Here is a 22,798-nt window from a genome sequence, read left to right as displayed (position 1 = left end):
AGTTCAGCATGACGATGTTTGCACGTCCCGGTTTGCCAAACCTGCCCCTCATATCCAGCCTGACCGGTTGCACTGCGCGCCGCTTTGCGCAAAACGGCAGGCATGACCAACTTTGCCCTCACCGGTTTCGACCTGTCCGCCTTCATCCGGTCCACGCTTGACGAGGATCTGGGCCTTGGCCTGCCCGGCGGCGGGCATGACGTGACCAGCGAAAGCGTGATCCCGGCGGATGCCATGTTCACCGGGGTGATGGACAGCCGCGATGCGATCACGGTGGCGGGGCTGCCGATCGCCGCCGCGTTCTTCCGCGCGCTCGATCCCGACATGGCAATCGAAGTGCTGGTGGAAGAAGGCGCGCAGGTGCCCGCCGGGACTGACCTGATGCGCCTGTCGGGCAAGGCGCGGGCAATGCTGACGGCGGAACGCTCAGCGCTCAACACCGTGCAGCACCTGTCGGGCATCGCCACGCTGACCCGGCAATATGTCGATGCGATGCAGGGGAACGCCGTCCTGCTCGACACGCGCAAGACCATTCCGGGGCTGCGCCACCTTGAAAAGTACGCGGTCCGGATGGGCGGCGGGCAGAACCACCGGATGGGCCTGTGGGACGCGGCGATGATCAAGGACAACCACGTCGCCGTCGCGGGCGGCGTGACCGCAGCGGTCCAGCGGGCCAGGGACGCGGGGATCAAGTGGATCATCTGCGAAGTGGACCGGATCGAACAGATCGAACCCGCGCTGGCGGGCGGCACCAGTCACCTGCTGTGCGACAACATGAACCCGGACCAGCTGCGCGAATCCGTGGCGCTGGTCGCCGGGCGCGTGCCGATCGAGGCGTCGGGCGGCGTCCGGCTGGACACCATCGCCGAGATCGCTGCCACCGGCGTCACCTATGTCTCGGTCGGCCGCCTGACCCAAAGCGCGCCCGCCGCCGATATCGGGCTGGATTTCAGCCCGCTGTGAGGCGCGCGGCCCTGGCGGTGCTGGCTGGACTGAGCCTGCCGGGAACGGCGCTGGCGCAGGCCTATCAATGTCGCGTCCCCAACCGGATCGAACTGCCGCGCCCGCCCCGGCAGGACAGCACCACTGTGCGTGCGCCCGTGGCCCGCTATACGCTGGCGGTCAGCTGGTCGCCCGAGTTCTGCCGCAGCCAGCGCGGCAGATCCGCGAACGATTACCAATGCAGCGGCAAGATCGGACGGTTCGGCTTCATCCTGCACGGGCTGTGGCCCGAGGCGGCGAAAGGCCCGCCCCCGCAATGGTGCGCGCTGGAACCGCGCCCCAACGTGGCTGACATCCGCGCCAACTTGTGCATGACCCCGGCCCCGTCGCTGCTGGAACACGAATGGGCCAAGCACGGCAGCTGCATGGCCGTGACCCCGGCGGGCTATTTCAAGGTCGCGGGCATCCTGTGGAACTCGCTCAGCCTGCCCGATGCGGACAAGCTGTCGCGGCGCGAGGGCCTGACCGCTGCCGATCTGCGGCGCGAATTCGTGCGGCGCAATCCGGGCTTCACCGAAAGCAGCGTCGGGCTTCAGGTCAGCAACGGCGGCTGGCTGCGCGAGTTGCGGCTGTGCTATGACAAGGACTTCATACCCACCGCCTGCCCGCAACGCGGGTTCGGTCCCAAAGGCACGGTCCCGCTGAAAATCTGGCGCGGACTGTAGCCCCTGACCCAACGGAAGCACCGCCGATGCCCGGAATCGATCCCGCCCTGCCGTTTCACCCGCTGGGGATGGCCGTCCTGACCATCTCCGACACCCGCACGCTGGCCACCGACACGTCTGGCGGGTTGCTGGCAGAACGCATCCGGACGGCGGGCCACGTCCTGCACGCCCGCGCCATCGTCACCGATGACATCCCCGCGATCCAGGCCCAGCTGCGGGAATGGCTGGCCCGACCCGAGATCGAAGTGATCCTGACCACCGGCGGCACCGGCTTTTCCCCGCGCGACAACACGCCCGAAGCGGTCCGCCCGCTGCTGCGCCGGGAAATGGACGGGTTTTCAATCGCGTTTCACCAGAAAAGCCTGCAATCGGTCGGCGTCGCCACGATGCAGTCGCGCGCATTTGCGGGGCAGGCAGGCGATGCCTTCATCTTCTGCGTTCCCGGCTCCACCGGGGCGTGCCGCGATGCGTGGGACGGGCTGCTGGAACTGGAATGCGACAGCCGCCACAAGCCCTGTTCCATCGCCGGAGCGCTGCCGCGCCTGCGGGACGTTTGCGCGTGATCACCTTTGACGAGGCGCTGGCGCTGCTGGCGGGCGCGGTGCAGCCGCTGGCGGCAGAGGAAGTCGCGCTGGTGGACGCCGATGGGCGCGTGCTGGCCGAGCCGGTCCACGCCGCGCTGGACGCGCCGCGCCGCGCGGTATCGGCGATGGACGGCTATGCCTTGCGCGATGTCGATGCAGCCATCGGCGCGCGGCTGCGCGTGATCGGGCAAAGCTTTGCCGGAGGCGAACTGCCGCCACCGCTCGGCGCAAGCGAATGCGTGCGGATCTTTACCGGCGCGGCCCTGCCGGTGGGCGCGGACCGGGTGGTCATGCAGGAAAACTGCACGGCCGAAGCGGACCTGATGACCATCGCGCGCGAATACGGCCCCGGCTGGCACGTGCGCGCAGCAGGCAGCGATTTTCACGCGGGGGATGTGCTGCTGGAAGCGGGCCGCTTGCTCGATCCCGGCGCAATCGTCACGCTGGCCGGGGCCGACCGGGGCAGCGCGCTGGTCTATCGGGCGCCCGCCATGGCGATCATCGCGACCGGCGATGAACTCGCCCCGCCGGGAACCGCGCGCGGCAATCCGCTGGCCATCCCCGAATCCGTCTCGTTCGGAGTGGCTGCGCTCGCCCGGCAACACGGTGCGCGGATTGCGGCGCGGCTGACCGGCGGCGATGATCTCGGCGGACTGAAGGCGCTCGCCGGACAAGCGCTGGACCGGGCCGATGTGGTGGTGGTGACCGGCGGCGCGTCAGTCGGCGAACGCGATTTTGCCAAGGCGATGTTCGGCGATCATGGTCTGGACCTGCTGTTCCCCAAAGTCGCGATCAGGCCCGGCAAACCGGTGTGGCTGGGCCGGACGGCGGGCCGCTGGGTGCTGGGCCTGCCGGGCAACCCGACCTCGGCGATGGTCACTGCGCGGCTGTTTCTGGTGCCGCTGCTGACCGCGCTGCAAGGCCGCGCCATCGGTGAAGTGCTCGACTGGGAGGCCCGCCCGTCAAGCGGCGCGCTGCCCGCCACGGGCGATCGCATGACGTTCTGGCGCGCCCGCGCGGCAAGTGTCGGGCTGGAACCGGTCAGCAACCAGGATTCCGGCGCGCAGGCCACGCTGGCCGCTGCCCGGTGGCTGATCCGCACCGAACCGGGGGAACCGCCGGTCCGGCCCGGTCAGATCGTGCAGGCGCTGCGGCTGTAGGGCCGGACCGGTCAGTCCTTCCAGCCCCAGTACAGCCTGCAGGGCAACACGTTGAGCGGTTCGTAAGCCGCGTCGATGTGGGTGAAATGCCGCGCCATGAAATCGCGGGCGGCCGCCGTGAACTGATAGACCAGAAAGGCGCCGTCCGGCCGCAGCACCTTGTGGGTCGCCGCCGCGATGGCCGCTCCGACACCGTCCGGCAGCGTGGAAAACGGCAAGCCGGACAGCACATAGTCGGCGTGGTCATGGCCGTGGGCGCGAATGATATCCTCAACATCGGCGGCCGAACCCAGCACCGGCACGAACCGGCTGTCGGTGATGGTCGCCTTGAGATAGTCGATAAACAGCGGGTTGGTGTCGATCACGATCAGCTGGCCGTCACGCGGCAACCGTTCCAGCACCGGGCGGCAGAATGTCCCGACGCCGGGGCCATATTCGACGAACAGCTTGCATTCGTTCCAGTTGACCGGAGCCAGCATGCGGTTGATCGTGAAGCGCGATGACGGGATGATCGATCCGACCATCACCGGCTCTTTCAGAAAGCCTTCCAGAAAGACGCCCCAAGGCCCCATCATCTGCTTGATTCGGCGTGCTACCCTTTGCGGCAAGGCCTCACGGGCAAGCTCGGTGGTCGTCATGCTGGATCGCTGGTCCCGATATGCAAACAGTGATTGCAGGCGTTGCCAATTTTACCGGCCCATTGCAAGGCGCTTCGGTCCGGACTAGCGACGGATGCGATGAGCAGTGGCAACCCGCAACCGGCTGAACCGCACTTTGCGCCGACCACGGCGACGCTGCCGCGCGGGCGGTTGATCCTGTTGTTCCTGGTCATGCTGGTGACGGCAGCCGGCAACACCGCGATGCAATCGGTCATGCCCGCCATCGGTACCGCGCTGCAGGTTGAGGATTTCTGGATCAGCCTGGCCTACACCTGGTCGGCGCTGCTGTGGATGATCTGCGCGCCGATGTGGGCGCGCAAATCGGACCAGCGCGGGCGCAAGGCGATGATGGCAATCGGCCTGATGGGGTTCATTTCCAGCTTCGGCCTGTGCGGGATGGCGCTGTGGCTGGGGCTGCACGGCTATCTCGCGGCGGTCGGCACACTGCTGCTGTTTGCGCTGTGCCGCTCGCTCTATGGCCTGTTCGGATCGGCTGCCCCCCCGGCCGTGCAGGCCTATGTCGCCAGCCGCACCAGCCGGGCCGAACGGACCCAGGCGCTGTCGCTGATCTCATCCAGTTTCGGGCTGGGCACGGTGCTGGGGCCAGCGCTCGCGCCGCTCCTGATCCTGCCCGGACTGGGATTGGTCAGCCCGTTCCTGGCCTTCACCCTGATCGCGGTGATTGTGCTGGTAGTTGTGCGGCTGCGGCTGCCCGACGATACGCCCGCGTTTGCCGGTCGCGGGGATATCATGGCCGCCCCGTTCAGCGCCAATTCCAACACCGCGCCCCAATCGGACGAGGATGAACCCGACGCCGATGACAATGCACCGCCAACCGCCAAGCTGTCATGGAAAGACATCCGGATGCGGCCTTGGCTGGTCACCGGGTTGCTGGGGGGCCACGCGCAGGCGGCCGTGATGGGGATCATCGGGTTCATGGTGCTGGACCGGCTGGGGCTGCGCGCCACACCCGAACTGGGCGCAGGGCCAACCGGGCGGACCCTGATGATGGGCGCGCTGGCCACGCTGCTGGCGCAGTGGGGGCTGATCCCGCTGCTGAAGCTGGGACCGCGCGCCTCCTGCCTGTGGGGCATCACGCTGGCCGCGATCGGATCCGGACTGCTGGCATTTGCCCATACCGAACACACCATCATGGTCTGCTTTGCGCTGCTTTCACTGGGTTTCGGGCTGTTCCGACCCGGCTTCACCGCCGGCGCCTCGCTGGCGGTCTCGCGCGCGGAACAGGGGCAGTCGGCCGGGATTGTCGCGTCGGTCAACGGCGCGGCCTATATCCTTGCCCCGGCACTTGGGGTCTGGCTCTATGGCCACTCCCCGTGGATCGGCTTTGCGGTGATCGAGGCCTTGTGCCTGGCCGTCATCATCCTGGGCTGGCGCACGATGACCGACGACGAACGGCTGACCGGCGCGCGCTGAGCCGCACGCCGCCGAATTCCAGCACTTTGCCCTGCGGTCAGGCTGGCCGCCGCTCACCCCAAATCGACGCCCCAAATGGGCTGGCGCGAAATTTGATCCTTGTCAATGCGAGCGATTCGCATTAGCGGCATATTTGTTGATGCAAATCATTCGCAATAAGGACGATATGACCCTCACCCGCAACTTTCGCCAAATCGCCATCCTCAGCACCAGCGCCCTGGGAACGCTGGGCTGGGCGGCTCCCGCTCTGGCTGAAGACGCGGGGGATTCACCCGCGATCATCGTCTATGGGCGCCCCGACGGCTATGACACCGAGAAGACCCCGACCGCGACCAAGACGAGCACACCGCTGGTCGACGTGCCCCAGGCGATGAACGTGATCAGCCGCGAGCAACTCGACGATCAGGGGATCGATTCGCTGGCCGATGCGCTGCGCTTCGTCCCCGGCGTGGTGCTGGGCCAGGGCGAAGGCCACCGCGATCAGATCACCCTGCGCGGGCAAAGCTCGACCGCCGATTTCTTTGTCGATGGCCTGCGCGACGACGCGCAATACTACCGCCCGCTCTATAACGCCGAACGGGTCGAAGTGCTGAAGGGTGCCAACGCGCTGATCTTTGGCCGGGGCGGCGGCGGCGGGGTTGTGAACCGCGTATCGAAGGCCCCTGAGTTCGACCGCACCCGGATTGGTGCCAGCGGCAGCGTCGACACCTTCGGCGGCTGGACCCTGGCCGCCGATCTGGGCGCACCGCTGTCCGACACGATCGGCACCCGGCTGAACGCCGCATACGAGGAGCTGAACAACCACCGCCAGTATTACAACGGCCACTTCATCGGCGTGACCCCCACCATCGGCGCGCAACTGGGCGAAGCGACGACGCTGACCGCGACCTATGAATATGCCGAGGATGACCGCCTGACCGATCGCGGCGTGCCATCACGCGCGGGCGCGCCGCTGGCGGGCTATGGCGAGACCTTCTTCGGCAGCCCCGCGCTGAACCGCAGCAAAGTAACCGCGCACCTCGCCCACATGCGGCTGGACCATGCCGTTTCGGACAACGTCAGCGCCAATTTCAACGCGCAATACGGGCACTATGACAAGTACTACGGCAACGTTTACCCGCGCGCGGCGGTCACCGCCGCCGGGACGGTGGAGCTGGAAGGATACAGCAACGCCACGTTGCGCGAAAACTGGATCGCGCAGGGCAATCTGGTCTGGACCGGCAACACCGGCGGAATCGGCCACACCCTGCTGCTGGGGTTCGAGGGCGCGGCGCAGGACACCGTCGACAGCCGCCGCCAGGCCGAGTTTGGCACGGGCCGCACCGCGCGCACCACAGTGACGCTGGCTGAGCGGATCGTGCTGCCCACCGCCGGGTTCGGGGCGGTCAGCCGCTCCTCCGTTTCGGAGGTGCGGGCGCTGTCCGCATATATCCAGGACCAGATCGACATTGGCGAGCACCTGAAGCTGGTCGCCGGACTGCGCTATGATCACTTCCGCATCACCTCGACCAACCGGATCAACGGCTTTGCGGGCGAGCGCAGCGACGGCAAGTGGTCACCCCGGCTGGGCGTGATCGTCAAGCCGCAGGAAAACCTCTCGCTCTATGCCAGCTATGCCAAGAGCTTCCTGCCGCAGTCGGGCGAACAGTTCACGGTGCTCGATGCCACAACCCAGGCGCTCGCCCCCGAAGCGTTCCGCAACCTGGAGGCCGGGGTAAAGTGGGACATCTCCACCGCACTGGCCTTCACGCTCGCCGCCTATCAGCTGGACCGGACCAACACCCGCGCGACCGATCCCGTCACCGGCAACACGGTGCTGACGGGCAAGACCCGCACCAAGGGGATCGAGGCATCGCTGGTCGGGCAACTGACCGATGGGCTGCAAGTCTCGCTCGGCTATGCCCTGCAGGACGGCGAGATCCGCGCGACCACCACCGCCGCGCCCGCCGGACGCCGTCTGGCGCAGCTGCCGCGCCATCAGCTGTCCGCATGGGGCCGCTATGCGCTGACCGACAAGCTGGGCGTTGGCCTGGGCCTGCTGCACCAGTCTGGCCAGTTCTCGACGATCAGCAGCGCCGTGCGGATGCCCGCCTTCACGCGCCTCGACCTCGGCCTGTTCTATGACGTGTCGGACCGGATCGCGCTGCAACTGAATGTCGAGAACCTGACCGACGCCGCCTATTTCCCGAGCGCCCACACCGATAACAATATCTCGGTTGGTGAACCGCTCAATGCCAAGCTGACGCTGCGCGTGAAGTATTGAGGCTTGGGGTCAGGACCGGTTGGAAGGGCCTTTGCGGCTTGCGGAACACTGGCCCTATGCCGCCGCCCCGCGCAGCAGATCGACGTTGTCCGCAATCAGCTCGCCGACCGACCGGGCCGGACGGCCGAGCAGCCGCGCAACATCATCGCTGCAAATCGCCAGGAACCCGCCACGGATCGCCGCGCCGAACGTGACCATGTCATCGCTGTTCCACGGAATTGCACCGACATACTGGTCGTCCACCGGACGGCGCGGAATCCCCATCGCGTCGAACATCGCATATTGCGCGTCATCATCGACCGCCACATACTCCAGCGGCACCCCGGTCAGTTCCGCCATCAATGCGGTCACTTCGGCAAAGTCCTGAAGCTGCGGGCCGGTGATATTGTAAGTCCGGCCTTCATGGCCCTCGCCCGCCAGCACAGCAACTGCGCAGGCCGCGCAATCGTCTCGCCAGACCATCGCTTCCCGGCCCAGCCCGGCGTTGCTGATCCACTGGCCGCTGGCCATGACCCCCGGCCCCGCCATCAGGATCATCGCATCGGCATAGTGGGCATCGCGCAGGAACGTGAACGCCAGCCCCGATGCGCGGATCAGGCGTTCGGTTTCGATATGATCGTGGCGCACTTCGGCGGGGTTGGCCGGATCGTCAATCCCGATGAAGCTGGTATAGACCACATGGCCCACGCCTGCGGCAACCGCCGCATCGACCGCCGCCTGATGCTGCGCCACCCGCGCGCCGACCCGGGTGCCCGAAATCAGCAACAGCTTGTTCGCCCCGGCCATCGCCGCGACCATACTGGCTGGCTGGTCATAATCGCCATACCGCACAGCGCAGCCCAGCGCGGCCATGTCCGCCAGCTTTTCAGGCGAACGGCTCATCAGGATCAGATCGCCTGCGCGGCCCTGCGCGATCAGGCCTTGCGTGGCGACGCGGCCGTATTGGCCCGACGCCCCGGTGATGACGATTTTACCCATGCCCGGTCCTATTCCGCCGCGTCGAGTTGCGCCTGGCTGACCCACCAGCCGTGGACTTGCGGGCGCAGCCGGGTCGGGATGCGGATGCTGGCAACCGGGCCATTGGCAATCGCCCCCGCTTCGAGCACCCACGCGAAGTGTTCGAAAGTGTTCTCCCCGGTCTGGTGATCGACGAACGTCATCAGCCAGCCTTCATGCTCGGTCGAGGGCACGTGCAGCGGCTCGCTATAGCACCAGCCCGGCTGCATCGGCAGCGCCTGCGTGATCTGCGGCTGCGCGCCGTCCAGCCCGTCCAGCCGCACCAGCATGTCGAACATCGCCATCACCGGGCCGCCGAACACCGGCGGGCCTTGCCGGTCCGGGTTCATGGTCAGCATGAAGCCGGTCGAATAAGGTCGCCCCTGCTTGGCTGCCGGGATCACCGGGAAGTCGCCCGGCGGGCCGATCAGGCTTTCCGAAACGTCGCCCGCCGGGCCTTTGGGATCGACCGTCCAGCGGGTCAGCCCGCCCTGGATTTCCCACGGCTGCATCTGGATGCCCGATGGCTCGCGGATGAAGGCGAAGGCGTTGGTGTTCGACAGGCACTGGTCGAAATGCAGCAGGCCGTCCGCATCCTCCCAGGCGTTCATCATGTGATAGCAGAACACGCCCTTGGGGCCCTTGAACCACTTGATTTCCGACACATCGCCATAGCGCGGCATCACGCCCAGCCAGCTGTCCAGTTCCGGCTGGTGGTGCCAGTGTTCGCCGCCGGCTATCAGCCGGTCGAGATCGCTGGTGGTCGGATAGATCGGGAACAGCGCATAGTTCTCGCTGATCGCGAAATCGTGCATCATCGCGCAATAGGGCGCGTCGAACCACTGTTCAGACTTCAGCGCGCCATCGGCGCCGACCACGCAATAGGCCACCTTGGCGCTGGCCAGCCCATCGGCTTCGTAGCCATAGAAGAACATTTCGCCCGTTGCGGGATCGACCCGGACGTGTGCGGTCATCGTTTCGGATTTCAGCGCGCCGCCGAAATCATAGCTGCCGATCGTCTCCAGCGTGCGCGGATCGACGCGATAGGGCAGGCCGTCTTCCTTGGCCATCAACAGCTTGCCCGCGTGCCAGACCGGGGTGGTGTTGGCGACCGTCCGGTCCACACCCTGCACGTCGGCGTCGTCGGTATAGGGGTTGCGATATTTGCCAAAGCGGGCGCGGCCCAGTTCGGTTTCGGCCTGGTGGCGCGCGGTCTGCACGAACTTCATCGCGAAGTCGGCGCTGCCATCGGGGTTGATCGACAGGCGGCTGACCATCCCGTCGGCCGACAGGGTGTGATCGTCGGCAAACTTCGGCGGGAAGGCCGGATCAGGCACCGCGCGATAGAAACTGCCGCGCACTTCGGCCGGAACAGTGCCTTCGACCTCAAGCCCGGTAAACGCGACTTCCCGGCCAACGGGTTCGTTCAGCCCAATGAAATAGGGCGTCTGCGGAAAAGCTGCCATCGATCCTCATCCTAACTATTGTTAGTATTGGTGTAGCGTGATCGCGGCGCGGTGCAACCAAAAAAGCGCACAAAAAAGGGCCGCCACCCTTGCGGATGACGGCCCCAGTCAGGGTAGTTGGTTAAATCAGAACGCTTTCTTCAGCGTCACCGCCCAGGTCCGCGGCAGCGACGGCGCGCCGGAGATCGTGCCGGGGCTGGCGAACTGCTCATACAGCGAGGTGAAGTAGTACCGGTTGAACACGTTCTGCACTTCAAGGCTGACCGAGAACGGTGCTTCGCTCTCTTCCTTCCAGGTCAGGCGGGCATTGCCGACGAAGTATCCGTCGATCCGGTTCGACGCGACCACCGTGGCCAGCGGGCCGCCGCCCGGGCGGGCCGTGACACCGGGAACCGCCGGGTTGGTGACGATCGGCGCCGTGGTCGACACCACGATCCGGTCGTAGTTCACCGCCTCGGTGTAGACATGGCTCTGATACGCGCCGTCGAAGCGGGCCGAGAGCGTGCCGCCCAGCACATTCTGGAAGTCATACTGTGCGCCAAAGCTGGCCTTCCACTTCGGCGTATACGGGGTGACCATGTTCAGCGTCACCGCGGTCGCGCCGGTCAGGGCGGTATACTTGAAGTCGATATAGCTGAGCGCACCGTCGAGCGTGAAGTTCGCCGTGGGCTTGATCAGCGTTTCGATTTCGAAGCCCTTCACGTCGGCCGCACCGACGTTGTTCGGCTGGAGACACGGCGAAATCGGGCAGGCCGACAGCGTCAGGATGATGTCCTTGTAGTCGTTGTAGAACGCCGAAACGTTCAGGCGCAGCTTGCGGTCGAACAAGTCCGACTTGAAACCGACTTCATACGACTGCAGCGTTTCGGGGCTGAACGACTTGATCTGGTTGAGCGGGCCGTTGGCCGGGCCGAAGAACGGACGCGGGTTGACGCCGCCAGCGCGGTAGCCGGTTGCCACCTGGGCATAGGCCATGAATTCCGGCGAAAAGCGGTAATCCATCGCGATCCGCCAGTCGAACCGCTTGCTGTCAAAGCTGGCGGGCGAACCATTCAGACCGCTGATCAGGCAGTTCGGCACGCCGGTGCTGAACGTCGCTGCCGGCGGTGGAGCGGTGCAGGAACCGGGCAGGGTGCCATCCGGGTTGTGCCGCTGGAACACATAGTCCTTGGAATCCCAGCTCTGGCGAACACCGCCGGTCACGTTGAAGCTGTCGGTCACGTGCCAGATGCCAGTGGCGAACAGCGCCTTGTTGTTGGCCGGCGTCGGATCGGGACCATGCAGGAAGTCCAGTCCGGCATAGTTCAGGTCCACCCGCGCCGTCAGCGTGCCGTCGCGCTTGAAGTAGAACCCGCCGAGCGTGTATTCGAACGCTGCGTCATCGCCGATCTTGCCGTTCAGGCGCAGTTCCTGGCTCCACTGATCGTTGATCAGGGTCTGGCGCAGCTGCTGGTTGGCAATCGGCGAGTTATCGACGTCCTGCGACCAGACCGACTTGTAGTGGCGCCATGCCGTGATCGACTTCAGCTGCAGGCTGTCAGACAGATCGATGTCGATCGTGCCCATCACGCCATAATTGTCGAGCCACTGCTGGGGCGTGAAGATCGCCGGCTTGAACGGAGCCTGCGGCGTTACCGCACGCGTATCGGCAAAGGTCGCGTAAGACACATAGCGGCGATCATAGCCGGTCAGCGTATCGCAGCTGTTTTCCCCATAAGGGACGAACGCGCAGTTCCCGGCAATCGGCGCGCCAGTGATGGTGTTGGGCAGCCACGCAACGCCATCCCCGGTGGTGGAGGCGTTGTTGTAATAGCGCAGAACGCTGGCACCGGCCTCAGACCGGTCACGGGTGTAATCGCCCGAAATGTTCACTTCGACCGTTTCGGTCGGCAGCCAGCGCAGCGAAAGCTTGCCCGCCGCATAGGACTGGCCGCCCAGCGTGCCCAGCTCCGGACCGCCGGTGTTGTTCGTCGGAACGCCCGAACCCGGATGGGTCAGGCCATAGTCCAGCCGCTTGACAAAGCCGTCACGGTTCTTGGAAACGCCCGCGACGCGCATGAACAGGTTGTCGGCCAGTGCCATGTCCGCGAACCCGCGCACTTCCACGCGGTTGAGCGAGCCATAAGTGGCCTGGATCGAACCCTTGCCGCTGCCCTGCGGCTTGGTCGAGAACAGCTTGATCGAACCGCCAATGGCGTTGCGGCCTGACAGCGTGCCCTGCGGCCCGCGCAGCACTTCGACGCGGTCAAGGTCCATCAGGTCCAGCAGCGAGCCGGTCAGCGTGGGAATGTACACGTCATCGACATAGATGCCGACGCCCGGTTCCAGCGCGAAGTTGAAGTCGGTCTGTCCGACGCCGCGGATGAACGCGATCAGGCCCGAACCGTTCTGCTGGCCCTGCGGGGTCAGGGTCACGTTGGGTGCCTGCGCCGCGACCTGCTCCACGCTGGTCTGGCTGCGGGCTTCCAGCATTTCCGCGTTGACCGCCGAAATGGCAAGCGGAGTGTCCTGCAGGCGCTGTTCGCGGAACTGCGCGGTGACCACGATCTCCGGATTGGCGCCATCATCCTTGGCGACCGCGTCCTGCGCGAATGCCGGGGTTGCGGCGGTTGCCAGAACCAGTGCGCTCGCGCCGAACGCGAACGAATGCCGAAGCTTGTTCATTGCCCTCATCATCCCTCTCTCCAAACACAGCTTAATTGTAAGCCTTGCTTACTGATTATCATCCATGTGAATTTTTCAAAAGCGCGAAATCAGGCCCTGCGAAATATTCAGGCGGATTGTGGCCCGAAAGCATCACGCAATCCAAGTGCCTGAAATATCATTAGAATTCTTCGGTATCGATCGTTTTCTGGATCACCGAACCATAGCGCGGCCCGAATACCGTGTGCTGATTGATCAGCGAATCGAGCTCTGCCGCGACGGCTGCGGGCACGTCCCAGTCCCACCGGGCGATGTTTTCTGCCAGGTGCGGAATCGACGCCGTGCCGGGGATAGTCACCACGTGATCCCCGCGTGAATGGACCCACGCCAGACTGAGCTGCGCGGGGGTCACCCCTTCGCGCGCGGCGATCGCGTTGAACGCATCGACCAGCGCCAGATTGCCCGGCCAGTTGTCCGCATCAAAGCGCGGCATGGTGTGGCGCAGGTCCTTTTCGGGCAGCGCGGCCAGATCGCGCACACCGTTCGCCAGCACCCCGCGCCCGACCGGCGAGAACGCAACGAACGCCACCCCCAGATCGCGGCAGGCATCGAGCACAGCGATTTCAGGATTGCGCGTCCAGAGTGAATATTCGGTCTGCACGGCCGCCACCGGATGCACCGCATGGGCCCGGCGCAAGGTCTCCGCGCTCATTTCGGACAGGCCGACCGAGCCGATCTTTCCCTCCTTGACCAGATCCGCCATCGCCCCCATCGAATCCTCGATCGGGGTCGAAAAATCGCGGCGGTGCATGTAATACAGGTCGATATGATCGGTCTGGAGCCGGGTCAGCGATTGTTCGACGCAGGCCTTGATGGTGTCCGGCTTGCAATCGACCCCCCTGCGCGCGCCATCGACGATGATGCCCATCTTGGTGGCGAGGAAGAACTCGCCCCGGCGGCCCTTCAGCGCCTTGCCCAGCAGCGTCTCGTTATGGCCCAGGCCATAGATGTTCGCGGTGTCGAGGTGGTCATAGCCGAGATCGAGCGCGCGATTGAGCAGCTCGGCGGCGTAGTCTTCGGACGGCGGGGTGCCATAGGCCCATGACAGCGACATGCACCCCAACCCCACGGGATTGACGCTGCGTCCGCCCAGTTGCCGCTTGCCAACCATCGTTCATTCCTTTGTCTGTGCGAGCCGGCAGCGAAGCAATCCAGAGCGATTTACGCAACCTCTGGATTGCCGCGCGGCCTCGCCGCCCGCAATGACGAAGCCGTGATGCCCATGACCGCACAGCACACCGCCATCAAGCGCAATCGCTCATCCTGAGGAGCCATTGAGCCTGTCGAAATGGCGTCTCGAAGGACCACGTGGTTCGAGACGAGCGTTCGACAAGCTCAGTCTCTCCTCACCATGAGCGGTGCAGGACCGATGGGTTGACCCTGCTTACCGCGCCGCTTCGAGCTGCTTTTCGAGGTCGCCCAGCACGCGGTAGCAATCGAGCACCTTGGCGACGGACGAATTCGGCTCGCGCCCTTCGCGGATCGCGGCGATGAATTCGCGGTCCTGCAACTCGATCCCGTTCATGCTGACATCGACCTTGGACACATCAACCGGCTCTTCCTTGCCGTTCACCAGATCGTCGTAGCGCGCGATATAGGTCGCGGTGTCGCCGATGTAGCGGAAGAAGGTGCCGAGCGGCCCGTCGTTGTTGAACGACAGCGACAGCGTGCAGATTGCGCCGCTCTCGCTCTTCAGCTGGATCGACATATCCATCGCAATGCCCAGTTCCGGGTGGATCGGGCCTTCGATCGCATTGGCTGCAACGATCTTGCCCGCCTGATAGGCGAACAGATCGACCGTGTGCGCGGCGTGGTGCCACAGCAGGTGGTCGGTCCAGCTGCGCGGCTCGCCCTTGGCGTTGATGTTCCGGCGGCGGAAGAAATAGGTCTGGACGTCCATCTGCTGGATGTTCAGTTCGCCCGCGACGATCTTGTTGTGCACGTACTGGTGCGACGGATTGAAGCGGCGGGTGTGGCCAACCATGCAGACCAGCCCGGTTTCCTTTTGCTTGGCCAGCACGGCCTCGCTGTCGGCCCAGCTGTCGGCCAGCGGGATTTCAACCTGCACGTGCTTGCCCGCGTTCATGCAGGCGATGGCTTGGCTCGCGTGCATCTGCGTCGGCGTGCACAGGATCACCGCGTCGACATCGTCGCGCGCCAGCGCATCGTCCAGTTCGGTCGAACTGTGCTTCGCGCCGTACTTCTCGGCCACCGCAGCAGCCTGTTCGCCGGTGCGGCTGATGATCGAGACCACTTCGGCGCCGTCAATGTTCTTCAGCCCGTCGAGGTGCTTTTCGCCAAAGGCGCCGGCCCCGGCCAACGCGATACGGATGGGGTTGCTCATTCGGCTGGCTCCAGAACGATATGGCCGATGGCCGTGTTGCTGCACGGGATGTGATAGTGGCGGTGCAGGCGGCGGACCTTCTGGCCCAGCGCGCCGCGCATGATCAGCCACATCACCATTTCGATGCCTTCGCTGCCCGTTTCGCGCAAATATTCGATATGCGGGATCCAGCGGGCGTCGTCGTTATCGGCTTCGAGCATGTCGAGGAACTTGTTGTCCCATTCGCGGTTGAGCAGCCCGGCGCGCGGGCCTTGCAACTGGTGGCTCATGCCGCCGGTGCCCCAGATCTGGACGTTGAGGTCTTCGGGGAAGCTTTCCACCGCGCGCCTGACCGCCTCGCCCAGCGCCCAGCAGCGGTTGCCCGACGGAACCGGATAGGTCACGACGTTGACCGCCAGCGGCACGACCTTGACCGGCCACTTCGCCGGCTTGTCGAACATCATCGACAGCGGCACGGTCAGGCCATGATCGACGTCCATCTCGTTGATGATCGTCATGTCGAATTCGTCGAGGATCAGGCTCTGCGCGATGTGCCAGGCGAGGTCCGGATGCCCTTCGACGTCCGGCACCTGCCGGGGGCCCCAGCCTTCGTCAGCCGGCTTGTAGCGTTCGCCGCAGCCGATTGCGAAAGTCGGCACGATCTTCATGTCGAAGGCAGATGCGTGGTCGTTATAGACCAGCACGATCACGTCGGGCTTCGTTTCCTTTTCCCATTCGCGGGTCCAGTCATACCCGGCGAAGATCGGGCCGAAGTAATCGTCGCGGTCCTTGCCCTGATCCACGGCCACGCCCAGCAGGGGCACATGGCTGGAGCCGACACCGGCAGTAATACGGGCCATCTCAGGAATCCTTTGCAGTATCCGCGGCGCCTGCGGCGGCGCGGTTGGCCTTGATCGAGCGATTGCCTTCGGGCGAACGGCCGCCGGCCAGCATCATGTCCCGGTATTCCGGGAAGGTCATGTCAGTCATCGTGCTGACCGCTTCGGCGAAGCTGAGGCCATCGGTGCTGAACAGTTTGGACAGGAAATAGACGTTGCCGCCCAGATCGAGCAGCGTGTTGTAATCACGCTTCAGCAGCGCGGCCTTGGCCTCGTCACTGATCGGCCATTCATCGAGATAGGCCTTTTCATCAGCCTTGAACCGTTCACGGTTGTCGCCCTGCATCAGGCTCATCGCGAACTGGTTGATGTGATAACCCTTGCGGGCGCGTGCGGCGGTGTAGACGCGGGTACCGGGAATATCCTCCAGCTCGGCGAGGTATTCGTGGATGTTCTGCGTCGGCTTGGCGGGCTGGGTCACAGGCCCCTCTCCTTCAGCTGGGCATCGAGCCGGGGGAATACCCGGCGGGCGTTGCCTTCGAAAATCGCGTGGCGTTCGGCGTCCGAAATATCGAGCGCATCGACGTAACGCTTGGTGTCATCGAAATAGAACCCGGTGGTGGGATCGATCCCGCGCACCGCGCCAACCATCTCGCTGCCGAACAGGATGTTCTTGTTCTCGATCACGTCGGCCAGCAGGTCGATCCCCGGCTGATGATAGACGCAGGTATCGAAGAACACGTTGTTCATCAGGTGGCCCGAAAGGTCCGGCTTTTTCAGCATGTCGGCCAGCCCGCGATACCGGCCCCAGTGATACGGCACTGCGCCGCCGCCGTGCGGAATGATGAAGCGCAGGGTCGGGAAGCGGCTGAACAGATCGCCTTCCAGCAACTGCATGAACGCGATGGTATCGGCCGCGATGTAATAGCCGCCGGTGGCGTGCATCGCCGGGTTGCACGAACCCGAAACGTGGATCATCGCCGGAACGTCCAGCTCGCACATCGCTTCATAGAACGGGAACCAGAACGGATCGGTCAGCGGCGGATGCCGGAAATACCCGCCGCCCGGATCGGGGTTGAGGTTGCAGCCGATGAAGCCAAGGTCATTCACGCAGCGCCTCAGTTCGGCAATCGAACTGGTCATGTCCGCTTCGGGCGACTGCGGCAGCATGCACACGCCCGCGAAGATTTCAGGATAGAGGCCGACGACGCGCGCGATCAGATCGTTGCAGACCTGCGCCCACTGCACCGCGACCGACTGATCGCCGACGTGCGGGGCCATCGCGCTGGCGCGCGGCGAAAAGATCGTCATGTCCGCGCCGCGTTCCTTCAGCAGGCGCAGCTGGTTGGATTCAATCGTCTCGCGGATTTCGTCGTCCGAAATGTCGGGATAGGCCGGGCAGTCCGTCCCGGCCTTGAACGCCGCCTTCTGCGCCTCGCGCCATTCGTCGTGCGCCTTTGGCAGCACGGTGTAGTGGCCGTGGCAGTCGATGATCATGGTCATGCCTTCACTCCAATCCCATCTCCGTTCGTGTCGAGCGTAGTCGAGACACGGGTGCGCGGTGTCTCGACTACGCTCGACACGAACGGAGGGTGGTTTTTGCCCGCAGCTTCCCGCTGCCGATAAACAGTCCCGCGCGTCATCACCGGGGGGACTCCCAGCGACAGCAGCGTCCTGGCGGATTCTTCCATTTCGGCAGCGCGGCGTGCCCCGTGGGTCGCCATGCGCTCCAGATTATAGGCCGCGCGGTCGCGCCACGGCAGCGCCTTTTCGCTGGCGTCGAGCGAGGCCAGCACTTCATCCGCCACTCCGGCGGCATTTGCAGCGGCCATCATCTCGTCGGTCAGCGCTTCCAGCCCCTTGACCATGACCGAGCGGATCATCTTGATCGCGCTGGCCCGGCCGACTTCGCTGCCGACCACGCGGATATTGGTGAAACCCAGTTCGCGCAGCGCCGTCTCCGCCGCATCCGCCGCCGGTCCCGCCAGCAGCAGCGGCACGTTCAGCCGCGCCGGGTGAACCGGGGCCAGCACCGCCACATCGACATAGCGCCCGCCTGCCGCCGCAATCGCCTGCGCGGCGGCGCGCTTGGTATCGGGGGCAACGGAATTGCAATCGCACCACAGCGCCCCGGCATCCAGCAGCGGCGCATAGTCCTGCGCGCACACCAGCGCCTGATCGGCGGTGACCAGCGACAGCACCAGCGGCGCGCCTGCCAAAGCCTCGGCAGCACTGCCTGCCGCAATCACGCCCGCCTCGGCCATCGCTGCGCGGCGCGGCGCCAGCACATCCCAGCCGCGCGCGTGATCTTCCCACCCGGCGGCGCGGGCGAAAGTCGATCCGGCTTCGCCGAACCCGATCAGGGCAAGATCGCAGGTCATCGGCAGGTGCCATGCGCGCGCGGCGACGCCAGCTGCAAATCGAATGAACCCCGCAGCCATCAGATTTTACGAATCAACTGGCCAGTTCGCGGCCGACTTCATCCAGCAGCGCCAGGAATGCCGCCTGCGCCGCCGTGGGCCGCCAGCCCGCGCGGGTGGCAATGCCGATGGTCCGCGTCACCGGCACCGGCGTCGCCAGCGCGGCCAGCACCCCGGCATCGAGTTCGACCGACACCTGATCGGGCGAAAGCAGCGTCAGCGCATCGCTGGACAGCAGCAGCTGGCGCAGCATCATCACCGATCCGCATTCGATCCCGACGCGCGGCACATCCCGGCCCAGCGCGCGGACCATGTCTTCCCAGTAATGCCGCAGCGGCGTGTCGCGCCCCGGCATCAGCCACGGATAATCGAACATCGCCTGCGCAACGTCCGTTCCCGCCGCCAACAGCGGGTGCCCGGCCCGCATCACCAGCGCGGGGCGATCCTCAAACACCGCCATCTGATCGAGATCCTCTGCCTTGGCGCCGCCCCGCAGCGCCCCCAGCATCAGGTCGATATCGCCATCACGCAGCGGGCCGACCAGTTCGGTATGGCTGCCTTCATGCACCGCGATGTCGATCTGCGGATGGAGCGCCATGAACCGCGCGATCACTTCGGGCAGCCAGCGCGCCCGCGACAGCGGCATCGCGCCGACCACGATCCGCCCGCCCGCTTTGCCCTGCCACGCGGCGACTTCGGACAGCCCGGCGCGCAGTTCCGCCATCGCCAGGCCAAACCCGCGCGCGCGCCGCTCCCCCGCCGGGGTCAGCGCCAGCGAACGCCCGCGCCGGTCGAGCAGCCGCTGCCCCAGCGCGACCGACAAATCCGCCACCGCGCGGTGGAGCGAGGCCGCCGAAATCCCCGTCGCCTCGGCCGCCGCGCCGTAACTGCCCGCGCGCACAACGGCCAGAAACGCGCGGACTTGCGTGCCGGTGACGCGGGGGCTGCCGACGTGCGCAATCGCCGCCTCGGCGCGGGGGGCCAGCAGCTGCGCAGGCTCGGTCGGGCTCATCCCCTGCGGGCCGCGCTCGAACAGGGTGACGCCCAGGCTGGCCTCCAGTCCGGTGATCGCCTGGGTCAGCGCGGGCTGCGACAGGTTCACCGCGCGCGCCGCCCGGCTCAGGCTGCCATGCCGCACCGTCGCGGCCAGCGCGGCGAAGTGGCGGATATTGGGCGGGCGATCAGTCACGCAGGTTCGATTAGCAAATAGTTATGCCCCGCGCCAACTTCGCATTAGCAGGGGCAAGGGCTGCGGCGCATGGCCGCTGCGAACAGCTTCAGGAACAGTCCATGACCGGTATCGTCGTCCAGAACATCCAGCGCGCGCCCATCGACGTGATCGACGGGCTGGCGAAATGCGGCGTCGCCACCGTGCATGAGGCGCAGGGCCGCACCGGCCTGCTCGCCAGCCATATGCGCCCGATCTATTCGGGTGCGCGGATCGCGGGCAGCGCGGTAACGATCAGCGCGCCGCCGGGCGACAACTGGATGGTTCATGTCGCCATCGAGCAGCTGAAAGAAGGCGACATTCTGGTGATCGCGCCGACCAGCCCGTGCGAAGACGGCTACTTCGGCGATCTCCTCGCCACCAGCGCGCAGGCGCGCGGGTGCCGGGGGCTGATCATCAACGCAGGCATTCGCGACGTGCGCGACCTCACCGAAATGAACTTTCCGGTCTGGGCGAAGGCTGTGTTCGCGCAAGGCACGATCAAGGCCTCGCTCGGCAGCGTCAACGTGCCGGTGGTCTGCGCGGGCGCGCCGATTGCAGCGGGCGACGTGATCGTGGCCGACGATGATGGCGTCTGCGTGGTCAAGCGCGAACAGGCCGCCGAAGTGCTGGCCGCAGCGCAAGCCCGCGAAGCGAACGAGGGCGACAAGCGCGCGCGCCTCGCAGCGGGTGAACTGGGCCTCGATATGTATAAAATGCGGGAAAAGCTGGCGGAAATGGGCCTGAAGTATGTCTGATACCGCCGCCCCGCACCGCCCCGCTCCGTTCGTGTCGAGCGAAGTCGAGACACCTGATGCGGCGCTTCTCGACTTCGCTCGAAGCGAACGGAGGCTGGGATGATAGGTTACTCCGCACCGTGCATGTGGATGCGCGGCGGTACGTCCAAGGGCGGCTACTTCCTGAAGGACGACCTGCCCACCGACACCGCCGCGCGCGATGCATTCCTGCTGGCGATGATGGGCAGCCCCGATCCGGTCCAGATCGACGGGATTGGCGGCGCCGATCCGCTGACCAGCAAGGTCGCGGTGGTAGCCAAATCGGCGCGCGCGGGGATCGACGTCGATTACCTGTTCCTGCAGGTGTTCGTCGATCAGGCCATTGTCACCGACGCGCAGAACTGCGGCAATATTCTGGCCGGGGTCGGCCCGTTCGCGATCGAACGCGGGCTGGTGGCGGCGAGCGGAGATGAAACCAGCGTTGCGATCTTCATGGAAAACACCGGGCAGGTTGCGGTCGCCACCGTGCAGACCCCCGGCGGCGCGGTGACATACGCGGGCGAAGCGCGGATTGACGGCGTTCCCGGATCGCACGCCCCGGTGCCGCTGGAATTCCGCGATACCGCCGGTTCGTCCTGCGGCGCGCTGCTGCCCAGCGGCAACGCGGTCGATGTGGTCAACGGCGTGCCCGTGACCCTGATCGACAACGGCATGCCCTGCGTCGTGATGAAAGCCGCTGACGTTGGCATCACCGGGTATGAGGACCGCGACTGGCTCGACGCCAATACCGAACTCAAGGCCCGGATCGAAGCGATCCGGCTGGCCGTGGGTGAACGGATGAACCTCGGCGATGTGAAGGACAAATCCGTCCCCAAGATGATGCTGGTTGCCCCGCCCAAAAGCGGCGGCGCGGTCTGCGTGCGCAGCTTCATCCCGCACCGCGCCCATGCCACCATCGGCGTGCTCGGCGCGGTCAGCGTGGCGACGGCCTGTCTGATCGAAGGATCACCCGCCGCCGATGTGGCCGTGATCCCCGCTGGCAATCGCAAGACCCTGTCGGTCGAGCATCCGACTGGCGAAATGAGCTGTGTGCTGGAAGTGGACGATGCTGGTAACGTGGCCAGCGCCGCGCTGCTGCGCACCGCGCGCAAGTTGATGGACGGAGTTGTATTCGCCTAACCAGAGCCCGCCCGTCCTGAGCTTGTCGAAGGACTGTCCTTCACTTGCCGACGCGCGGTGGAAACGCAGATAAAACAATGCTTCGACAAGCTCAGCATGGACGGGATTGAGGAAATATCATGAGTGAAGACCGCATCATCAGCTGGCACGCCAACCCGTCAAAGCCGCTGTATGTTCCGCCCGTCGGCGCGATTGACGCGCATTGCCATGTGTTCGGGCCGATGGCGGAATTCCCGTTCAGCGCCAAGGCCAAGTATCTGCCCGAAGACGCCGGGCCGGACATGCTGTTCGCGCTGCGCGACCATCTGGGGTTTGATCGCAACGTGATCGTGCAGGCCAGTTGCCACGGCACCAACAACGCCGCGACGCTGGACGCCATCGCCCGCTCCAACGGCAAGGCGCGCGGGGTCGCGGTGGTCGATCCGGCGATCCACGACGCCGAATTGCAGGCGCTGCATGACGGCGGCATTCGCGGCATTCGCTTCAATTTCCTGAAGCGGCTGGTCGATGACGCGCCCAAGGACAAGTTCCTCGAAGTCGCCCGGCGTCTGCCACAGGGCTGGCACGTGGTGATTTATTTCGAAGCTGATATCCTCGAAGAACTGCGTCCCTTCATGGACGCGATCCCCGTGCCGCTGGTGATCGACCACATGGGCCGCCCGGACGTGACGCAAGGGCCGGACGGGCCGGACATGAAGGCGTTCCGCAACCTCCTCAACAGCCGCGACGACATCTGGTTCAAGGCCACCTGCCCCGACCGGCTCGATAGTATCGGCGATCCCTGGGACATGTTCGCCGAAAGCGTCGCGCCGCTGGTGGCCGATTACCCCACCCGCTGCCTGTGGGGCACCGACTGGCCGCACCCCAACATGCACGACGCGATCCCGGACGACGGCCACCTGGTTGACATGATCCCCCGCATCGCCCCGACCGAGGAATTGCAACGGCTGTTGCTGATCGACAATCCGGAAGCGCTCTACTGGGCGGACTGATATGGTTCGCGCAGAGTTCGCAGAGAGCGCAGGGTTGCCGCGTCTACCGCGCCGCAGGCTTTGAATTGCGGTACTGCGACCTGCGGCAAGTGGCCTGAAGGACGGTAGCGGCTTCGCCGCAAAAGCTTTATCTCTGCGCCCTCTGCGAACTCTGCGCGAACCAATTTTC

Annotated in this window: 20 protein-coding genes; 9 read left to right on the top strand and 11 right to left on the bottom strand. The window is 65.5% G+C overall.

The window, feature by feature from the left end; all coding sequences use genetic code 11:
* Positions 1-102 precede the first annotated feature (102 nt).
* From nadC to Q8Q53_RS11420, 4 genes are read left to right on the top strand one after another with little or no spacing between them, the layout of a single operon-like run.
* Entirely contained in the window at positions 103-963 is an 861-nt protein-coding gene (gene nadC, locus Q8Q53_RS11435; RefSeq protein ID WP_305701897.1) for a carboxylating nicotinate-nucleotide diphosphorylase, read from the top strand.
* Complete coding sequence (locus Q8Q53_RS11430) at positions 960-1,667, top strand: ribonuclease T (RefSeq protein WP_305701896.1); 708 nt, start codon at positions 960-962, stop codon at positions 1,665-1,667. The genes nadC and Q8Q53_RS11430 overlap by 4 nt, the downstream gene beginning before the upstream one ends.
* 26 nt (positions 1,668-1,693) lie before the next feature.
* Positions 1,694-2,230 (top strand): molybdenum cofactor synthesis domain-containing protein, encoded by a 537-nt coding sequence (locus Q8Q53_RS11425; protein ID WP_305701895.1) that lies wholly within the window; start codon positions 1,694-1,696, stop codon positions 2,228-2,230.
* The gene (locus Q8Q53_RS11420; RefSeq protein WP_305701894.1) at positions 2,227-3,411 is read left to right on the top strand and encodes a molybdopterin molybdotransferase MoeA; all 1,185 of its coding nucleotides are present in this window, start codon (positions 2,227-2,229) and stop codon (positions 3,409-3,411) included. Before Q8Q53_RS11425 ends, Q8Q53_RS11420 begins: the two co-directional genes overlap by 4 nt.
* Positions 3,412-3,422: 11 nt before the next feature.
* Here Q8Q53_RS11420 and Q8Q53_RS11415 read toward each other — a convergent pair whose 3' ends face one another.
* Positions 3,423-4,049, bottom strand: a complete 627-nt coding sequence (locus tag Q8Q53_RS11415) for a class I SAM-dependent methyltransferase (protein WP_305701893.1) — start codon at positions 4,047-4,049, stop codon at positions 3,423-3,425.
* Positions 4,050-4,148: 99 nt separating this feature from the next.
* Between Q8Q53_RS11415 and Q8Q53_RS11410 the strand changes: the two genes are divergently transcribed.
* Both Q8Q53_RS11410 and Q8Q53_RS11405 read left to right on the top strand, forming a co-directional pair.
* Positions 4,149-5,504 carry an MFS transporter gene (locus tag Q8Q53_RS11410; RefSeq protein ID WP_305701892.1) on the top strand — a complete coding sequence of 452 codons (1,356 nt, stop codon included), beginning with the start codon at positions 4,149-4,151 and terminating at the stop codon, positions 5,502-5,504.
* Positions 5,505-5,670: 166 nt separating this feature from the next.
* Entirely contained in the window at positions 5,671-7,767 is a 2,097-nt protein-coding gene (locus Q8Q53_RS11405) for a TonB-dependent siderophore receptor (RefSeq protein ID WP_305701891.1), read from the top strand.
* A gap of 54 nt (positions 7,768-7,821) precedes the next feature.
* Here Q8Q53_RS11405 and Q8Q53_RS11400 read toward each other — a convergent pair whose 3' ends face one another.
* The 10 genes from Q8Q53_RS11400 to Q8Q53_RS11355 all read right to left on the bottom strand — a co-directional run bounded on the left by Q8Q53_RS11400 (position 7,822) and on the right by Q8Q53_RS11355 (position 19,703).
* A complete protein-coding gene (locus Q8Q53_RS11400; protein ID WP_305701890.1) occupies positions 7,822-8,745 on the bottom strand; it encodes an NAD(P)H-binding protein in 924 nt (307 codons plus the stop codon).
* Positions 8,746-8,753: 8 nt separating this feature from the next.
* Complete coding sequence (locus tag Q8Q53_RS11395; RefSeq protein WP_305701889.1) at positions 8,754-10,229, bottom strand: carotenoid oxygenase family protein; 1,476 nt, start codon at positions 10,227-10,229, stop codon at positions 8,754-8,756.
* A 126-nt stretch (positions 10,230-10,355) separates the two neighbouring features.
* Entirely contained in the window at positions 10,356-12,893 is a 2,538-nt protein-coding gene (locus Q8Q53_RS11390; RefSeq protein ID WP_305701888.1) for a TonB-dependent receptor, read from the bottom strand.
* Between the two features lie 160 nt (positions 12,894-13,053).
* Entirely contained in the window at positions 13,054-14,043 is a 990-nt protein-coding gene (locus Q8Q53_RS11385) for an aldo/keto reductase (protein ID WP_305701887.1), read from the bottom strand.
* 273 nt (positions 14,044-14,316) lie between these two features.
* Complete coding sequence (locus Q8Q53_RS11380) at positions 14,317-15,264, bottom strand: Gfo/Idh/MocA family oxidoreductase (protein ID WP_305701954.1); 948 nt, start codon at positions 15,262-15,264, stop codon at positions 14,317-14,319.
* Between the two features lie 8 nt (positions 15,265-15,272).
* A complete protein-coding gene (locus Q8Q53_RS11375; RefSeq protein WP_305701886.1) occupies positions 15,273-16,115 on the bottom strand; it encodes a class III extradiol dioxygenase subunit beta in 843 nt (280 codons plus the stop codon).
* A gap of 1 nt (position 16,116) precedes the next feature.
* On the bottom strand, positions 16,117-16,575 hold the full coding sequence (gene ligA, locus Q8Q53_RS11370; RefSeq protein ID WP_305701885.1) for a protocatechuate 4,5-dioxygenase subunit alpha: 459 nt from the start codon (positions 16,573-16,575) through the stop codon (positions 16,117-16,119).
* Positions 16,572-17,597, bottom strand: coding sequence for an amidohydrolase family protein (locus tag Q8Q53_RS11365; RefSeq protein ID WP_305701884.1), 1,026 nt, complete (start codon positions 17,595-17,597; stop codon positions 16,572-16,574). The genes ligA and Q8Q53_RS11365 overlap by 4 nt, the downstream gene beginning before the upstream one ends.
* Positions 17,594-18,475, bottom strand: a complete 882-nt coding sequence (locus Q8Q53_RS11360) for an NAD(P)-dependent oxidoreductase (RefSeq protein WP_305701883.1) — start codon at positions 18,473-18,475, stop codon at positions 17,594-17,596. The genes Q8Q53_RS11365 and Q8Q53_RS11360 overlap by 4 nt, the downstream gene beginning before the upstream one ends.
* 73 nt (positions 18,476-18,548) lie before the next feature.
* Positions 18,549-19,703 carry a LysR family transcriptional regulator gene (locus Q8Q53_RS11355; RefSeq protein ID WP_305701882.1) on the bottom strand — a complete coding sequence of 385 codons (1,155 nt, stop codon included), beginning with the start codon at positions 19,701-19,703 and terminating at the stop codon, positions 18,549-18,551.
* Between the two features lie 101 nt (positions 19,704-19,804).
* Here Q8Q53_RS11355 and ligK point away from each other — a divergent pair, with 101 nt between their 5' ends.
* The 3 genes from ligK to Q8Q53_RS11340 all read left to right on the top strand — a co-directional run bounded on the left by ligK (position 19,805) and on the right by Q8Q53_RS11340 (position 22,629).
* Entirely contained in the window at positions 19,805-20,479 is a 675-nt protein-coding gene (ligK, locus tag Q8Q53_RS11350; RefSeq protein ID WP_305701881.1) for a 4-carboxy-4-hydroxy-2-oxoadipate aldolase/oxaloacetate decarboxylase, read from the top strand.
* 99 nt (positions 20,480-20,578) lie between these two features.
* Entirely contained in the window at positions 20,579-21,637 is a 1,059-nt protein-coding gene (locus Q8Q53_RS11345) for a 4-oxalomesaconate tautomerase (protein ID WP_305701880.1), read from the top strand.
* A gap of 119 nt (positions 21,638-21,756) precedes the next feature.
* Entirely contained in the window at positions 21,757-22,629 is an 873-nt protein-coding gene (locus Q8Q53_RS11340; RefSeq protein ID WP_305701879.1) for an amidohydrolase family protein, read from the top strand.
* Positions 22,630-22,798: the final 169 nt, after the last annotated feature.

It is taken from the genome of Novosphingobium sp. (genome assembly GCF_030699305.1).
Classification (GTDB): Bacteria; Pseudomonadota; Alphaproteobacteria; order Sphingomonadales; family Sphingomonadaceae; genus Novosphingobium.
The sequence above is the reverse complement of the archived record's forward strand: the minus strand, read 5'-3'. Positions and strand labels throughout refer to the sequence as shown.

Bases quoted from the DNA above. Each gene is read 5' to 3' on its own strand.
- Q8Q53_RS11375 (WP_305701886.1), bottom strand. From the start codon at position 16,115: ATGGCCCGTATTACTGCCGGTGTCGGCTCCAGCCATGTGCCCCTGCTG.
- Q8Q53_RS11395 (WP_305701889.1), bottom strand. From the start codon at position 10,229: ATGGCAGCTTTTCCGCAGACGCCCTATTTCATTGGGCTGAACGAACCC.
- Q8Q53_RS11405 (WP_305701891.1), top strand. From the start codon at position 5,671: ATGACCCTCACCCGCAACTTTCGCCAAATCGCCATCCTCAGCACCAGC.
- Q8Q53_RS11415 (WP_305701893.1), bottom strand. From the start codon at position 4,049: ATGACGACCACCGAGCTTGCCCGTGAGGCCTTGCCGCAAAGGGTAGCA.
- Q8Q53_RS11365 (WP_305701884.1), bottom strand. From the start codon at position 17,597: ATGACCATGATCATCGACTGCCACGGCCACTACACCGTGCTGCCAAAG.
- Q8Q53_RS11345 (WP_305701880.1), top strand. From the start codon at position 20,579: ATGATAGGTTACTCCGCACCGTGCATGTGGATGCGCGGCGGTACGTCC.
- Q8Q53_RS11360 (WP_305701883.1), bottom strand. From the start codon at position 18,475: ATGACCTGCGATCTTGCCCTGATCGGGTTCGGCGAAGCCGGATCGACT.
- ligK (WP_305701881.1), top strand. From the start codon at position 19,805: ATGACCGGTATCGTCGTCCAGAACATCCAGCGCGCGCCCATCGACGTG.
- Q8Q53_RS11390 (WP_305701888.1), bottom strand. From the start codon at position 12,893: ATGAACAAGCTTCGGCATTCGTTCGCGTTCGGCGCGAGCGCACTGGTT.
- Q8Q53_RS11340 (WP_305701879.1), top strand. From the start codon at position 21,757: ATGAGTGAAGACCGCATCATCAGCTGGCACGCCAACCCGTCAAAGCCG.
- Q8Q53_RS11410 (WP_305701892.1), top strand. From the start codon at position 4,149: ATGAGCAGTGGCAACCCGCAACCGGCTGAACCGCACTTTGCGCCGACC.
- Q8Q53_RS11385 (WP_305701887.1), bottom strand. From the start codon at position 14,043: ATGGTTGGCAAGCGGCAACTGGGCGGACGCAGCGTCAATCCCGTGGGG.
- Q8Q53_RS11425 (WP_305701895.1), top strand. From the start codon at position 1,694: ATGCCCGGAATCGATCCCGCCCTGCCGTTTCACCCGCTGGGGATGGCC.
- Q8Q53_RS11400 (WP_305701890.1), bottom strand. From the start codon at position 8,745: ATGGGTAAAATCGTCATCACCGGGGCGTCGGGCCAATACGGCCGCGTC.
- nadC (WP_305701897.1), top strand. From the start codon at position 103: ATGACCAACTTTGCCCTCACCGGTTTCGACCTGTCCGCCTTCATCCGG.